Annotated in this window: 13 protein-coding genes; 11 read left to right on the top strand and 2 right to left on the bottom strand. The window is 44.1% G+C overall.

What is annotated here, in order from left to right; translation table 11 throughout:
• Nucleotide 1 precedes the first annotated feature (1 nt).
• From CP948_RS02225 to CP948_RS02215, 3 genes are read left to right on the top strand one after another with little or no spacing between them, the layout of a single operon-like run.
• Nucleotides 2-1,315, top strand: a complete 1,314-nt coding sequence (locus CP948_RS02225; protein WP_096600841.1) for a TolC family protein — start codon at nt 2-4, stop codon at nt 1,313-1,315.
• Nucleotides 1,312-2,427 (top strand): efflux RND transporter periplasmic adaptor subunit, encoded by a 1,116-nt coding sequence (locus CP948_RS02220; protein WP_096600614.1) that lies wholly within the window; start codon nt 1,312-1,314, stop codon nt 2,425-2,427. The genes CP948_RS02225 and CP948_RS02220 overlap by 4 nt, the downstream gene beginning before the upstream one ends.
• A gap of 1 nt (nt 2,428) precedes the next feature.
• Nucleotides 2,429-5,665, top strand: a complete 3,237-nt coding sequence (locus tag CP948_RS02215; RefSeq protein WP_096600612.1) for an efflux RND transporter permease subunit — start codon at nt 2,429-2,431, stop codon at nt 5,663-5,665.
• A gap of 1 nt (nt 5,666) precedes the next feature.
• Here the strand turns inward: CP948_RS02215 and CP948_RS02210 are convergent, their stop codons facing one another.
• On the bottom strand, nt 5,667-6,056 hold the full coding sequence (locus CP948_RS02210) for a hypothetical protein (RefSeq protein ID WP_096600610.1): 390 nt from the start codon (nt 6,054-6,056) through the stop codon (nt 5,667-5,669).
• A complete protein-coding gene (locus CP948_RS02205) occupies nt 6,031-6,576 on the bottom strand; it encodes an RNA polymerase sigma factor (protein ID WP_096600609.1) in 546 nt (181 codons plus the stop codon). The genes CP948_RS02210 and CP948_RS02205 overlap by 26 nt, the downstream gene beginning before the upstream one ends.
• Before the next feature lie 64 nt (nt 6,577-6,640).
• Between CP948_RS02205 and CP948_RS02200 the strand changes: the two genes are divergently transcribed.
• The 8 genes from CP948_RS02200 (at nt 6,641) to CP948_RS02165 (ending at nt 15,285) form a co-directional block, all read left to right on the top strand.
• The gene (locus tag CP948_RS02200) at nt 6,641-6,967 is read left to right on the top strand and encodes a type II secretion system protein (protein WP_096600608.1); all 327 of its coding nucleotides are present in this window, start codon (nt 6,641-6,643) and stop codon (nt 6,965-6,967) included.
• A complete protein-coding gene (locus tag CP948_RS02195; protein WP_096600607.1) occupies nt 6,939-8,849 on the top strand; it encodes a motility associated factor glycosyltransferase family protein in 1,911 nt (636 codons plus the stop codon). The genes CP948_RS02200 and CP948_RS02195 overlap by 29 nt, the downstream gene beginning before the upstream one ends.
• Nucleotides 8,850-8,853: 4 nt before the next feature.
• Entirely contained in the window at nt 8,854-10,830 is a 1,977-nt protein-coding gene (locus CP948_RS02190) for a motility associated factor glycosyltransferase family protein (protein ID WP_245810057.1), read from the top strand.
• Nucleotides 10,831-10,911: 81 nt separating this feature from the next.
• Nucleotides 10,912-11,865 carry a hypothetical protein gene (locus CP948_RS02185; protein ID WP_096600606.1) on the top strand — a complete coding sequence of 318 codons (954 nt, stop codon included), beginning with the start codon at nt 10,912-10,914 and terminating at the stop codon, nt 11,863-11,865.
• Nucleotides 11,866-11,926: 61 nt separating this feature from the next.
• A complete protein-coding gene (locus CP948_RS02180; RefSeq protein WP_096600605.1) occupies nt 11,927-13,690 on the top strand; it encodes a hypothetical protein in 1,764 nt (587 codons plus the stop codon).
• On the top strand, nt 13,645-14,019 hold the full coding sequence (locus CP948_RS02175; RefSeq protein ID WP_096600837.1) for a prepilin-type N-terminal cleavage/methylation domain-containing protein: 375 nt from the start codon (nt 13,645-13,647) through the stop codon (nt 14,017-14,019). Before CP948_RS02180 ends, CP948_RS02175 begins: the two co-directional genes overlap by 46 nt.
• Nucleotides 14,016-14,813 carry a type II secretion system protein GspK gene (locus CP948_RS02170; protein ID WP_096600604.1) on the top strand — a complete coding sequence of 266 codons (798 nt, stop codon included), beginning with the start codon at nt 14,016-14,018 and terminating at the stop codon, nt 14,811-14,813. Before CP948_RS02175 ends, CP948_RS02170 begins: the two co-directional genes overlap by 4 nt.
• Nucleotides 14,797-15,285: a PulJ/GspJ family protein gene (locus CP948_RS02165; RefSeq protein ID WP_096600603.1), complete on the top strand. Its 489-nt coding sequence runs from the start codon at nt 14,797-14,799 to the stop codon at nt 15,283-15,285. The genes CP948_RS02170 and CP948_RS02165 overlap by 17 nt, the downstream gene beginning before the upstream one ends.

Below are 15,285 nucleotides of genomic sequence, written 5' to 3'. Positions count from 1 at the left end.
AATGAAAGTCCTTCTTCTAATGCTTGCCTTAATAGGCGGAGCTTTTGCAAAGGAGCTGACCCTTGAGTCTGCCATTAGTATAGCTTTGGAAAACAACCTTGAAATAAGAGCCTTTAAAAGCGATATAAAGGCAAAGGAATTAGAACTCAAATCGGTCAAAGGTAGCTACTTTCCTAAGATAAAGTTAGAAGAGATCTTTACAAGAACTGACATACCTGTTTATGCTTTTATGAGTAAGTTAAACCAAGAGCGCTTTGGAATAGAAGATTTCCAACCTTCCAAGCTTAACAACCCACCAGCCATAAACAACTTTGAAACCAAGCTCAGCATAGAGGTACCCCTGTGGCTCGGTGGAAAGATTCAGGCTATGGAAAAGACCGCCTTTCATAACCTTTCCGCTGTAAAGGAAGATTATGAGAGGAAGAAGGATGAGGTAGTCCTGAAGGTTTATCACGCTTACATGGATGCAGTTTTGGCAAAGAACTCTGTAGAGGTAAGCCATCAGGTACTAAAAGACGCTCAGGAACATGTAAGGCTTGCAGAGAGCATGTACAAAGTAGGAACAGCTCTGTTGTCTGATGTTCTAAGGGCAAGGGTTTACCTCTCAAAGGCGGAAGAAAACCTAAAAGCTTCTGAAAACAACTACCGTGTGTCCAAAAAAGCCATTGAGCTCATAACTAACACAGAACTTGGTGATTTTGATGTAGTCAGTGTGGAGACCTGCCCTGCTGTCAGTGTGGAAAAGTTAAAAGATATGGCTCTTGAAAGAAGGCAGGACATAAAGGCTCTGCAGGAAAGGATAAAAGTCTTAGAAGGTATGTATGGAGTAGTTCTTTCTGACAACTTACCTCAAGTTTATGCCTTTGGTTCTTACTCTCTTTACAGCAAGAGTGCACCTTTTGGCTCTGACGGTAGTGGTTATATGGTGGGTGCTGGTATTTCTTGGAGTTTTGACACGGGCCTTTCCACACTCAGGAGAGCTCAGTCATACCTTGAGACGAAAAGAGCCTTAGAGGAAAGACTCAAACTTTTAAAGGCATCTGTGTTTTTTGAAATAGATAAAGCTTACGCTGACTACCAGAATGCTCTCTACTCTCTGAGATCCGCAGAGGAGAGGATAAAACAGAGCCAAGAGGTGGTCAGAACCATGGAACTAAGATACAAAACAGGGCTTGCTCGTATTGTGGATCTCTTAGATGCACAAACAGAACTTGACAGAGCAAGATTTGAAAAGCTTCAGGCACTGAATAACTGTCAGAAAGCTTACGCCAACTTGCTTTACTCTGCAGGGCTCATAAGGGAGGTAGAAAGATGAGAAGGTATCTCAAATATATAGGCTTTTTGGTGGTCATATCCTTGGTAGTGCTGTGGCTTGCGGGGGTCTTTACTCACAAGGAGAAAAGTGGGCAAGTAGAAAGGGAGCAAAAGCTAATAAGCGGTTTAAAAATAGGCAAAGCGGAAAAAGTGCAGGAAGTTTTTGTGGGTTATGTGGGTAATGTGGTTGCAGACAATACCGCAGAGATATCCACAAGAGTGGCAGGAAGGATAACGAGCGTAAGGGTCAAAGAAGGACAAATGGTCAAAAGGGGACAAGTGCTTTTGACCATAGATGCTTCTGACATACTGGCTCAGGCTAATGCGGTAGGTGAGCAGGTAAAACAGGCTGAGTATGCCTATAGGTCCGCGCTTGCCAATTACGAAGCGGTTAAAAAAACTTACGAAAGATACCAATCCCTTCTTAAGGAAAACGCTATAACACAACAGGAGTTTGACCAAATAAAGGCACAGTATGAGTCTGCAAAGGCTCAGTTGGAACAGGCAAAGGCAGGTATAAGTGCAGCACAATTTCAGAAGAAAGCTGTCCTTTCTGCTCTTGAGTACACCACTATAAGAGCTCCTTTTGACGGGTATGTGTCCCAAAAGAGAGTGGATGTAGGAGATCTTGCAACTCCGGGCACTCCACTGCTAATAGTAGAAAAACCACCTTACAAACTCGAAGTTAATCTACCAGAAAAGTACATGTCAAGGGTGCGCATTGGAGACACATACGACGTCTATGTGGAAGCCTTAAACAAGACTGTACAAGGCAGGGTTTCTGAGGTCTCTCCCTCTGTTGATCCAGCAACAAGGACCTTTAGAGTAAAGCTAACACTCAGCGATAACAACCTAAAGAGCGGTATGTATGCCAAACTGCTAATGCCAGAATCACTAAGCGCGGTGCTTGTGCCAGAAAGCGCTATATTGAGGAGGTTTGACTTTACTGGAGTGTGGGTGGTAAAACCGGACAAAACCTTAGAGCTCAGATTTGTAAAGCTCGGCGAAAAAAGAGGAAATATGGTGGAAGTCTTGTCTGGCTTAAGCGGTGGCGAAGATATAGTGATAGAAGGTGTAGAAAGAGCTTGCGATGGGTGTAAGGTAGGAGGGTAAGATGTACGGGCTTGCGGGAAGACTTGCCAACTACTTTATAGACTCCAAGCTAACACCCATACTCATATTGGTCTCCTTAGCCTTAGGCTTTTTTGCGGTAATAACCACACCAAAAGAGGAAGAGCCACAGATAGTGGTGCCTATGATAGATATATTCATAAGCTATCCGGGTGCATCTCCCGAAGAAGTAGAAAGAAGGGTAGTTATACCTCTTGAGAAAAAGCTTTGGGAGCTCAAAGACATTGAGTACATATATTCTGCATCCTCAGAAGGTGGTGCCATAGTCACCGCAAGGTTCTATGTGGGTACAGACCCAGTGAAGGCTCTGGTGGACCTAAACACCAAGATGATGTCCGCCATGGACCTGGCACCCCCCGGAGTTGTGCTCCCACCTCTTATAAAACCCAAGTCCATAGACGATGTACCCATACTCACCCTCACCCTGTGGGGAAAATCTTACGACTGGTACAGTCTCAGAAGGATAGCGTCAACAGTAGAGAACGAGATAAAAAAGGTAAGCAATGTAGCGGATGTCTTTTTGGTGGGAGGAAAGCCAAGAGAAATAAGGGTGATCCTTGACCCTGCGAGAATGTTAGCTTATGGTGTCTCACCTTTATACATAGCTCAGGTGATAAAAACTGCCAACGCGCAAGAGGTGAGCGGGAACATACTGCAGGCAGGAAAGGTTTATAAGATAAGAACGGGCGAGTTCCTAAGGTCAAAGGAAGATGTGGAAAACCTGCTTGTAAGCGTAGTTAATGGCAAACCTGTTTATCTCAAAGATGTGGCAACGGTAGTGGATGGTCCATCTGAGATAAAAGACTATGTGCTCATGGGATTTGGACCCAAGGCAGGGGAGAAGGGCATAAAGGACGCAAAGGAAGGAGAACTCTACCCTGCAGTCACTATAGCAGTGTCCAAAAGGAAGGGTACTAATGCGGTAAATGTAGCAGAAGAGGTTTTGAACCTTGTTGACCACCTAAAGGGAAGGATCATACCCAAAGATGTAAACATTACCATCACAAGAAACTACGGTGAGACCGCAAAGGAAAAGGCGGATGAACTTCTAGAACACCTCTTTATTGCTACTTTTTCTGTGATCTTACTTATAGCGGTTGCTTTGGGTGTGAGAGACGCTCTGGTGGTAGGTATAGCGGTGCCTATAACCCTTGCCATAGCTCTGTTTTTGAGCGAGATGTATGGCTTTACTCTCAACAGGGTAACTCTATTTGCTCTCATATTCGCTATAGGTATTCTCGTAGATGACGCCATAGTAGTTGTAGAAAACATACACAGATGGTTTGAGCTAAAGCTTGCAAAAACACCAAGAGAGGCTGTGGTAAGAGCTACCGACGAGGTAGGAAACCCTACCATACTGGCTACATTCACTGTCATATCCGCTCTTATGCCCATGGCTTTTGTGAGCGGTCTTATGGGACCCTACATGAGACCCATACCCATAAACGCATCTGTTGCCATGTTCTTTTCCCTTCTGGTTGCCTTTATAGTAACCCCTTGGGCTTCTTACAGATTTTTAAAACACCATCAAGAACACCAAAAGCAAGAAGTGGACATAAGACAAACCACCTTTTGGAAGGTTTACTCCAAGATCATGGTGCCTTTGATCACAAGCAAACCCAAAAGGTACGCCTTTTACCTCTTCACCTTGTCCTTGCTTATGCTGTCTATTGGCCTCTTTATCACCAAGGCTGTAGTAGTCAAGATGCTACCCTACGACAACAAGAGTGAACTCCAGATAGTCCTTGATATGCCGGAAGGCACACCCTTAGAGAAGACCTTAGAGGTTGCCAAAGCCATAGGTGATTACATATCAAAACAGAGCATCGTTACAGACTACCAGATATATGTGGGTACATCATCTCCCTTTAACTTCAACGGCCTTGTAAGACACTACTATCTAAGACAGAGCAGTAATATGGCGGACTTGCAGGTAAACCTAATAAACAAGCACGAAAGGTCTGAGCAGTCTCACGACTTTGCAAAAAGAATAAGACCAGCGGTACATGAGATAGCACAAAAATACGGTGCTAAGTATGTGGCGGTGGTAGAAGTGCCACCTGGTCCCCCAGTGCTCTCACCCATAGTGGCTGAAATATACGGTCCAGACCTAAAGGAGCAAGAAAAGTTCGCAAGAGAGGTCCTGAAAGTCTTTAAAGAAACCCCGTCTATAACAGACCAAGGCATATACTTAGAAGACCCTGCACCTATGATAAGGCTTGTAGCCAAGGAAGACAAACTCAAGCTCGCAGGTCTAAATAAAGAAGAGCTTGTCTACACACTAAAAGCCATTATAGGTGGATATCAGGTGGGAATACTTCAAAACACAGACACGGAGCACGTGCCCATAGTGATAAGGTTTGACGAGCGCTACAGGACTATGGACATACTCAAAAACCTAAAGATACCCACAAGAGATGGCAGGCTTGTGCCCCTTTCTGAATTAGTTGAAATAAAAGAGGATACGGTGCCAAAAACCATATACCATAAAAACCTCAGAAGGGTGGTCTATGTGATAGGTGATGTGGCAGGAAGAGAGGAAGCACCCTTTTATGGCATACTTGATGTAAGAAACAAGATTTTGAACCTTCCCAACCCCTACGGTAGTGTAAAAGAGCTTTGGATGTCTTTGCCCCTCATAGAGGACGGTATATACGTAAAGTGGGACGGTGAGATGCACATAACATTAGAAGTATTTAGGGACCTGGGACTTGCCTTTGGAGTTGCCCTCTTTGTGATGTATGTGCTTATTTTGGGATGGTTCAAAGACTTTAAGATCCCCGGTATCATCATGGCACCCATTCCTCTTACCCTTGTGGGTATAGTGCCCGGACACTTACTGCTTGGTGCTTTCTTTACCGCCACCTCCATGATAGGCTTTATAGCCCTTGCAGGTATAATAGTGAGAAATTCCATACTTCTCGTGGATTTTGCGGAAGAGAGAATAAGAGACGGTGTAGCGCCACATCTTGCAGTAGTCGAAGCGGGAGTCATAAGGACGCGCCCCATACTACTTACCGCCATTGCAGTCATAGTAGGTGCCTTTGTGATACTCTTTGACCCCATCTTCAACGGCCTTGCCATATCTCTCATCTTTGGCACCATAGGTTCCACAACACTGACGCTTGTGCTTATCCCAGTCATGTATTACGCATCAAAGGTCAAAAAGCTTGCTGTGATCCCCTCCGCAGAAGAAGTTCAAAGGGACATATTCAGATGATTCAATCAAGGCTCTTTAGGTAGTCCGCCCTTCTTAAAAAGTTCTGCACATCTTCCTCTCTTCCTTTGAGTAAAAAGACTCTATCCGCGTAGGGACCTTCTATTTTTAAGCTTGCGGTTTCAAGGTCCTGAGAAACCTTTAAAAAACTCACATCTTTTATCAGTTTAACTTGAACTCCTTGCAAACCCATAGTAGTGTATTCCGCAGGCTTTAGCTTTTCATACACAAAAAAAGACAGAAGAAGGAAAAGAAAGACAGACTCTAAAGCCAAAATCCTAAAAAGCCTCTTCCTTTTATATCTCTCCATCTTCAAAAGTGTTGCATACTCAAGCTCCCTGGGTGGTTCTACATCTTTGTAAAGCTCCTCAAAAGCTCTTTTTAAGTTCTTCATCCCTGATCTCCTTTATAAGTTCTAAAAGTTTTTTCTTTGCGTAAAACACGCGCGTCTTTACAGTTCCCACAGGCACACCCAGTACTTGGGATATCTCCTCGTAAGAAAGCTCCTCGTAGAAGGCAAGGTGCAAAACCTCCCTGTGAGCGGGTGAAAGCCTTTCTAAAGCCTTCTTTAGCACCTCCACATCTTCGGGTTCCCAAGGGTCATTCTCATAAACTGCGTCATGCTCCATAATCTCCACAGTCTTTACTTCCTTTGTCCTCTTTCTTAGCATGTTTCTCATCACATTTCTGGTGATGCCAAAGAGCCAAGTGCTCACCTTAGAATCCCCCCTGAAGTTCTTGGCAGACCTCCAGACCTGAAAGAAGGTTTCCGATACCGCCTCCTGCGCATCTTCGTAATCCCTCAAAATTCCATAAGCGTAGTAAAAAAGCCTTGCTTTATAAATGTTTATGAGCTCCCTAAGAGCTTCCTGGTCCCCCTTGGCTATGCGCTTAATAAGCTGTGTATCACTCATACAGAGTATTCTAATAGGTATGTGTGAAGAAACCTGACAATAGTTCAGTTATAATACACTTTATATGAAAGGCTTTACTTTGCTGGAGGTTATACTGGTTATAACCATAACTGCATTATTAACTTTGGTAATTCTGCCTGTAATTCAAAGAAACCTGTTTGGAGAAAAAGATCTGCTAAAAGCTTTCATACTCAAAAATCTAAATTTGTCAATGAAAAAAAACAAGGTCATACAGCTTATAGGCGATGGTAAGACGATAAGGTCTTCTATAGGAGAAAGCGTAGAGCTTCCTTTTCAAGGAGGATGCTATATATATCCAAACGGAGAGCTAAGAGAATGTTGGTTTGGGAGAGGAGAAAACCATGAATATTACACAATTCTTGACTTCTGATTATGATATAGAAGGCATAAAGCGTAAAAATTTGGAATACCTTCAAAAAGTCTCACCCCATTTTTATAACTTTCTTAACCTTAAAGGTCAAGTAGACTGCAGGGTAATTTATCAAAAAGGCAAGTGGGAGCTTTTAGTGAATGGAAAGCCCATCTATGGAGGTGATGCTTACACAAATACCAAAAGGCAGTTTGAAGAATACCTACAAAAACCTAACAGCTTTAGCACACCTTTCCATTTGTACGAATTTCCTGAAGATACCATAGATGGCTGGTTTTCCCAAAAGCTAAAACAGAGTCTTACATCAATAAACTTGTCAGAGAGTTGTAAGACTCAGAAAAGCATAGGAACTGTACTTGTTTTTGGTGTGGGACTTGGATTTCATATAGATTTTTTTACTCAACATTACGATATAAAACAGCTGATACTTGTAGAAACAGATGTGGAACTTATAAAGCCTACTTTATACACACTTGACTGGGAGAAGATCCTAAACGTATACGATGGGAAAGAGAGGATAATAAGTTTCTACTTACATAAAGACCCAGAGTTATTGGCTGCAGGTCTTCTTGATCACCTGGCAGTTTACTATAACCCTGCTTTGCTTACTCACTTCCATATATACCTTCACAGGTACGATCATATCTTATTGGAAGGATCTAAAAAGTTTTGGGAATCCAACAAGTCACCCATAGCAGGGTTTGGCTACTTCCAAGACGAGCTGTGGTCTTTGGAGTACACAATAGAGAACATAAAGAGAGAGTTACCGCTCTTTTACGGCAAAAAACCAGTGCCTTCAGACGCAGTAGCATTTGTCATAGGTGCAGGTCCATCCCTTGAATACGCCCTTGACTTCATCAAACAAAACCAACACAGAGCGGTAATATTTTCCTGTGGAAGCTCCATAGGAACCCTCTACGAGGAGGGTATAAAGCCAGACTTCCATGTGGAAATAGAAAGAACCAAGATGACATACGATGCCCTCATCAAAAGTGCAAGCACGGACTACCTAAAAGAGCTAACCGCCATGTACAACAACCCCATGTATCCACCCGTTGCGGACCTTTTCAAAGAGAGCCTCATGTGGCTAAAGCCCAACGACGCTGGAAGTAGTCTTTTTCCACCTGACATACCAAGGATAGGCTACTCTAACCCTACCGTGGTAAATGGTGGGTTATCTTTGGCAATACACATGGGATTCAAAGAGATATACCTATTTGGCACGGACATGGGTTATAAGGACCCCAAGAAGCACCACGCGAGGGGGAACGTGGCGCTCAAAGAAGGCACTGAGTTTTACAAGGAGAAGGAAGTGCAGGAGTACGAGCTTGAGGGGAACTTTGGAGGGAAGGTGTACACTAACGGTTTGCTTTTGTGGGCGAGGTCTATGATACAGGACCTTTTGAAAATGACAAAAGGTGTTAAGGTTTACAACACTTCTGACGGTGCGAAGATAGAGGGGACTATACCCATAAAGGTAGGTGAGATAACTCTCAGGAACTTCAAAAAAACTGAAGCTATAAAGCTTATTAACTCTAACTTCTCAAAGGATTACCTAAAGGGTATAAACATAGACCAGAAGATAAAAAAACTCTTAGACCAATCACGAGCCTACTTAGAGTTTCTCAAAGGCTTTGAGGTGAAAAACAGCGATGACTTTTACCGCTTTGTTTCTCAAGTGGGTTTGGAACAGTGGAGGTATGCAGGCTCTCCCTTTATGAACCTTTTCAGACCAGCCTTTTTGAACTTCTCTTACTCTTTGTTGTCCGCAGTGTGCAGGATGCCGGAAAACCAAGCTATAGAAAAGGGCAAAGAGCTACTAAATCTTTACACACAATTTGTAGAAAGATGCATCGAAAGGCTAAAGGAGATAAAATACTAAAGCCATGATAAAAGACCAACGGCTCCAGATAGAGCTTATGAGAAGAAGAAAAGATAAAAACTTAATAGCTATACAGCGCTACGCACCCCATCTGATGGACTTAGTAAACAGGAAAGGAAAAATAAAGTGCGGTATATATGTAGGACAGAACGGCGAGATAGACTTAGTGATGGAAGGAAGCAGGGTCTATAACGCAGACCCACGCGCCGTAGCACAGATACAGCTTGAGAACTTTAAAAAACAGAAAGAAGGCTTTTACCTGATACCTTCTACAAACAGAGAAAACCCTGAGAAGATACTGGACCATAAATACAAGGGCAAAATTATTGACCTTTTTGGGGTAGAACCACAGCTAGACAAGCTCAGAGATATGGTATCACAGGAGCTAAAAGATGGACAGCACATAGGAGCTCTCTTTAGTGTAGGGTTAGGTTTTGGATACCACTTGGAGCTTCTTACAGATACTTATGACATAAAGTACCTCTTTGTGGTGGAAAAAGACCCTGAGGTCTTCAAAACCAGCCTCTACACCGCAAACTGGGAAAAGCTCTTAGCCCATTACTCCTGCGAAGGAAGGGCCATAGTGCTTTTTGTAGGAGATGACCCAGAAGAGCTTGCCAAGCACATGGTCTACAGCATAGGATACCTCTACAACACTCCCCTCCTTTACTGGAGCCCCGTATTCATACACCTCTTTGGTCCTTTTTACGAGCAGGTGGGCAAAGCCTTCAGCGATCGCATACAAGAGATATCTATGGGTTGGGGGTTCTTCCAAGACGAGCTGTGGTCTTTGGAGTACACAATAGAGAACATAAAGAGAGAGCTACCGCTCTTTTACGGTAAAAAAACAGTGCCTTCAGACGCAGTAGCATTTGTCATAGGTGCAGGTCCATCCCTTGAATACGCCCTTGACTTTATCAAACAAAGCCAACACAGAGCGGTAATATTTTCCTGTGGAAGCTCCATAGGAACCCTCTACGAGGAGGGTATAAAGCCAGACTTCCATGTGGAAATAGAAAGAACCAAGATGACATACGATGCCCTCATCAAAAGTGCAAGCACGGACTACCTAAAAGAGCTAACCGCCATGTACAACAACCCCATGTATCCACCCGTTGCGGACCTTTTCAAAGAGAGCCTCATGTGGCTAAAGCCCAACGACGCTGGAAGTAGTCTTTTTCCACCTGACATACCAAGGATAGGCTACTCTAACCCTACCGTGGTAAATGGTGGGTTATCTTTGGCAATACACATGGGATTCAAAGAGATATACCTATTTGGCACGGACATGGGTTATAAGGACCCCAAGAAGCACCACGCGAGGGGGAACGTGGCGCTCAAAGAAGGCACTGAGTTTTACAAGGAGAAGGAAGTGCAGGAGTACGAGCTTGAGGGGAACTTTGGAGGGAAGGTGTACACTAACGGTTTGCTTTTGTGGGCGAGGTCTATGATACAGGACCTTTTGAAAATGACAAAAGGTGTTAAGGTTTACAACACTTCTGACGGTGCGAAGATAGAGGGGACTATACCCATAAAGGTAGGTGAGATAACTCTCAGGAACTTCAAAAAAACTGAAGCTATAAAGCTTATTAACTCTAACTTCTCAAAGGATTACCTAAAAGACAACACAATACATCAAAAAGCTTACACTCTACTTAAAGAAGCTCAAGAACTCCAAAAAGTAGCGCACGAATTTCTTTCAAAACAGCCCAGGGACCTACATGAGCTTGCCTACACCCTAAACGCGGTCTTTGTGTGGCTTTACGAAAGAAGAGATGTTAGCCCCCTTTGGAGTATGCTAAGGGGTGGATACCTCCAGCTGGAGCACTTGGTGCTGTTTTTGGCACATCAAGAAGGTAAGGTGCCAGAAGGCATACACGAAGTGATAAGGGATTACCTAAAAGAGTGCGCACAGAAATTAAGCCAGGTCCTTGAACCTTTTTTGGAAAATAGCACACATATCATTATGAAAGGAAAATGAAAAAAAAGGAAAAACTCTTGACAAGCCCAAAAAGGTAAGTTATAATGGTAAGCAACTAAAATTTTTAAGGAGGTGGAAATCATGAGAGCTGACAAAAAGCTCGCAGCAGCAACACTGGCAAGTATGGCCCTTTTTGGTGCCCAGCAGGTCGCTCAGGCAAAGGCAGTTATGATCCCTTTCATAGCAGTAGGCAACGGTTGGCAAACTATAGTTAGCTATGTATACGACGGCGGTACACTTAATACCCTTCACATAGCCTACAACCTCAAGCCTGCAGTTACCACTGGAGCATGCCTGCATACAGACGGTATTGTGTCGACCTCTCCAAACGACCTTACCAGCTTTTTCGTTGACGGCACTACCAACACCCCTGGTACTATCTACGGTGACACTACGGGGGGTGCATACGCTCCAGTTGTGGGTGCAACCACCTACTTTGGCTTTATGGCGGTAGCAACAGAAAGTGCAGCTGCTGTTTCTCTTGGTACAGCAGGGCTTGCGGTAGAAACCATATCTTACAACGCAGGGCTTAGGTTCCTCTACGCCCAGAGGTCCATTGACCTCAACCATACCGCTCTAAATAGTGCTGTTGCTTTTCTTAATACCGGACTAGTCCCCGGCCAAACCACTAAGTTTATGAGCTTTGCTAACCCCGACAGCAACCCCTATGTTTACGCAGTGGGTGTAAACACCATTAATAGTGTGTTTGACGCACCCTACAGTGTGTTCATAACCCTGAACAAAACTAATAATGCATGGTGGGACAGGATAGAGCGCCAATTTAGCGACAATATAAGTCTGAGCGACCAGTGTGTGACGCTGTGGCCCGTATGTGCGCCTTCTTCTGCTCCTACCACAGGTTTTATATCCAACCTCAACTGCCAAGCAGGCACTATATTTGCTAAACAGGGTGGATGGTTCCACTTAGTGAATAGTGATCCCTTTAATAATGCTATAGTCTTTAAGGTAGAGTCCAACCCCAATTACGGTTATGCGGTAACACCTCTTCATCCTCTGCAGTACACCACCGAATAAAACCTTTCTGCTGGAGGGGTCTTCCCCTCCTCCGCTTTAAAACCCTTGAGGTTATAATTTCATGAAAAGACTTTACATTTTTGTATTATTTTTGGCTTTACTCTCCGGCTGTGTAAAAAAAGAGTATGTATTAAAAACGCAAGATTTCAAAGAGCTAAACATCCCTTTCAATATACCTCTAAACCAATTTTTACCAATAAAGGAGCTTAACAAAGAGGGCTCTTATGCCTTTTTATACTACGGCGGGGACGGATACATACACCTCTACGCAGACGGATCAGACAAGGTCATCAACAAGCCTATAGTGGATAGGTTCAAAGGTGGTGCCTTTGACGGGCTTGATTACAAGATAGAGGGAGATACTCTTTATGTAGCCCAGTGGGTGAGGTACCTTGGAGAGCCAAGGACTAAGAAGGTAATACTCATAAAAACCAACCTAAAGGGGGAAAACCCTCAGTACACCCTCGTGTCCTCCACCAACGAATCCATAGGAAAGCCTATGATAGAGACGGATGGGAAAAGGAGTGTGCTTTTGGTTTGGTCTGACGAGAGCAACGGTTATGGTGTTGCCTACGCCCTTTCTACTGACGGAGGAAAAACCTTTCCACAGGAAACCATCCTCAGGCCCGCTAACATAGCAGCAAACCTTGATGTATATACGCCCTTCTATGACCCTAAAAACGGCTTTTCTGTTATTTACACTACGGATAAAGAGGTCAGGGCAAGGAGGCTAAAGGACAACGCAGAGGTGGTCCTTTTTAAGTTTGAGGAAGGCTACCAGTACACGCCCTATGTGGAAAAGACAGATGGAAAGCTTTACCTTTTCATGTGGAGGCTTCCCAAAAACAACCCTGCGGATGTTTACGGAAAGTACAAGCTCACCTTTTTGGCTTACAAAGACCCTTTTGAAAAACCTTACGCAACTGTAGAAAAGGAATACGAACGCGTATACACATACATACAGCCAGCGGTGGTAAACGAGAAGGTGCCTGTTTTCTTCTCCGTAAACCTCCCTCCCAAGGGGCAAGATGTTTATAAGGCAGATGGGGAAGAGCTCAGCAAGCGTATAAACCTTGTTTACTCTTGGGACGGCGGTGAGCTTAAAAAAGCTGTGGAAGACAAAGACAACGACTACATATATGCACAGATATTCTCCTCTGCGGCTGTCTCAGAAGATGGCGTGCTTGATGTCTTTGTTGATCGCAGATACCTCCTACCCCAGCTCTGGGCTGTTTATGTAAAGGATGGAAAAACGGTTTCCTTTGGTCCTTTGGAAGAGCCTTGGGTAGAAACCTCTTACTTTAGCAAGGCGCTGTATCTGGGCAAGGGTATCTTTAGGGTTTACTATTTGGTAAAAGATGACAAGAAGGGAACTTGGTTTTTGAGAGCAAGGGACATAAAGGCGGATGCCTTGAACAACCCTTACAAGATAGAAGATAAAGGAGAAAAACAGGATAGGCTTGAAAAGGCTCTGAAGAAGTTTGCAGAGTGTCAGGTAAAGGACGACCTTGACTGCGTGTATTCCTTCTTTGACCCAGTGGGACAAAAGCAATACTCTTTGGATGTTTTCAAGAAGAACGCCGAAACACTTAAGATAAAGTTCAAGGATTATAAGTGCAGTGGTAAGGTGGTAGGAAACACCAACATAGCTGTTGTCTACTGCGACTACACCTACACGCTACCACCTGCAATAGGTAATGTACCGGTACCAGAGGGTAAAAGACAGATAACGGAGAAGAAAGTAAGAAGCTATTGGGTTTACATCAAGGGTAATTGGAAGTGGGCTATAGAAACCGTCCCGGGCCGAACGGCGCTTCAGTGGTAAGAGGTTTCACGCTGGTGGAGGTCCTCGTGGCCTTCACCATATCCATCTTAGCCATAGGTTTCATACAGCAGAGCCTATCTCTCATAACACAGAGAATTTACGCTATGAAGAGACAAGAAAGAGACTTGGAGCTGGTCTCACAGATACAGAGTATAGCCTTTGCTCAGAGGACTAACTCTGCGGTGCTTCAGGATAGAAGGTCTGTGGAGAACTACACCTGCGACCTTATGTCCTACGCTGGGTTTAACTATTATGCATGTTCACAGGATTTGGGACTCTGGCGCATATACCTAATGAACGGCTACAGCTTTATGCTGTCTCCCAGATGAGGGGGAGTATTATCGTATATGTGCTCTGGATGGTCACTTTGCTTTCTGGCTTAGTCTTCTTTACCCTTTACCAGCTCAGATACAGCTACATGAGAACTTCCCACTTTGTGGACAACTGGACTTTTCTTTATGAGGCAAGAGCTTTGGCGGTGTTGGGTGTGAACACTGTCCAAAAGAACCCGTCTCTACTAAGGATAAAAAGTCCCATACCATACTACATCTCAAACCGCAAGTACAGGATATATATATACCCAGAGGAAGCTAAGATAAGTCTGCCTCTTGCCAACTCAGAAATTCTTAAAAGCCTTATGATGCGTTTAGGTGTAGAGGAAAAGAGGGCTGTAGAGCTTTCCCAGAACATTATGGCTTTTTTGGGTAGGGGTGTGTCTAAGCAAGGAACACCAGCACCTTACAGAGATGTGTTTTCCATCACGGAGCTTTTCTATGTGGATGGTATGGACAGAAACACCTACGAAAAACTCCAAAATTACCTAACACCAGTGGCAACCCTTACCAACATAAACTACGCGCCTGAGCCTGTGCTGTTGGCTCTTGGTCTTACGGAGAGCGAGGCTAAGTCTGTGGAAGAGCAGATAAAGGTAGTGGGCTACATAAACCCCGAGTGGCTCCAGAACCTCTTGGGTCCTTCAAGGCTCTACATATCCCTCAGGTTTGTGTACACACCACTGCCTATGTATTATCGCGTAAAGGTAGTAAAGTACGAGCCTTATTACGACGAGATGGACTTTATAGTTACCTCTTACGGCGAGGTGCTGGATGCTTGGCAGGAATAATGCCTTCACCCTGATAGAGCTTCTCATATCCGTGGCTATATCCACTTTGGTGGTGCTTGGCCTGGTGTCTGTTTATGGGTCTGTGCAGGAGGTAAGAAAGAGGTTTGAGGAATACGACCAGAAGAGGAGGCTTTATGAGCTTGTTTTCTTACTTCAGAAGGAGCTCAGCAACTGCAGAGAGTTAGAACTACAGGGAGATACGCTCCGCTACTACACTACCTTTGGGATTTCCGCTCCTTATGTGATGGTTAGCTTGCAAGCACAGAAAGATGCCATAACCTACACAGAGTCCAACCCCTACGACCCTTCTATCGTATACTTAAAAAGACACTTGCGTGCGCCTGGAAGCCCAGAGCTGAGGTTTGACAGCGCGAAAAACATTGTGAGTCTGTTTTACGATGGAAAACGCATAGACTTGCTGGTGCAATACAACAGGGTCCCCACCTCTTCCATATTTTTGAGACCTTTTTAA

The organism is Hydrogenobacter hydrogenophilus, from assembly GCF_900215655.1.
In the GTDB taxonomy this organism is placed as follows: domain Bacteria; phylum Aquificota; class Aquificia; order Aquificales; family Aquificaceae; genus Hydrogenobacter; species Hydrogenobacter hydrogenophilus.
Note: the sequence above shows the minus strand (reverse complement) of the source record. Positions and strands in the feature narration are given on the sequence as shown.

Excerpts from the sequence above, each read along its gene's own strand:
- CP948_RS02225 (WP_096600841.1), top strand. The coding sequence starts at position 2 with ATGAAAGTCCTTCTTCTAATGCTTGCCTTAATAGGCGGAGCTTTTGCA.
- CP948_RS02220 (WP_096600614.1), top strand. The coding sequence starts at position 1,312 with ATGAGAAGGTATCTCAAATATATAGGCTTTTTGGTGGTCATATCCTTG.
- CP948_RS02215 (WP_096600612.1), top strand. The coding sequence starts at position 2,429 with ATGTACGGGCTTGCGGGAAGACTTGCCAACTACTTTATAGACTCCAAG.
- CP948_RS02210 (WP_096600610.1), bottom strand. The coding sequence starts at position 6,056 with ATGAAGAACTTAAAAAGAGCTTTTGAGGAGCTTTACAAAGATGTAGAA.
- CP948_RS02205 (WP_096600609.1), bottom strand. The coding sequence starts at position 6,576 with ATGAGTGATACACAGCTTATTAAGCGCATAGCCAAGGGGGACCAGGAA.
- CP948_RS02200 (WP_096600608.1), top strand. The coding sequence starts at position 6,641 with ATGAAAGGCTTTACTTTGCTGGAGGTTATACTGGTTATAACCATAACT.
- CP948_RS02195 (WP_096600607.1), top strand. The coding sequence starts at position 6,939 with ATGAATATTACACAATTCTTGACTTCTGATTATGATATAGAAGGCATA.
- CP948_RS02190 (WP_245810057.1), top strand. The coding sequence starts at position 8,854 with ATGATAAAAGACCAACGGCTCCAGATAGAGCTTATGAGAAGAAGAAAA.
- CP948_RS02185 (WP_096600606.1), top strand. The coding sequence starts at position 10,912 with ATGAGAGCTGACAAAAAGCTCGCAGCAGCAACACTGGCAAGTATGGCC.
- CP948_RS02180 (WP_096600605.1), top strand. The coding sequence starts at position 11,927 with ATGAAAAGACTTTACATTTTTGTATTATTTTTGGCTTTACTCTCCGGC.
- CP948_RS02170 (WP_096600604.1), top strand. The coding sequence starts at position 14,016 with ATGAGGGGGAGTATTATCGTATATGTGCTCTGGATGGTCACTTTGCTT.
- CP948_RS02165 (WP_096600603.1), top strand. The coding sequence starts at position 14,797 with ATGCTTGGCAGGAATAATGCCTTCACCCTGATAGAGCTTCTCATATCC.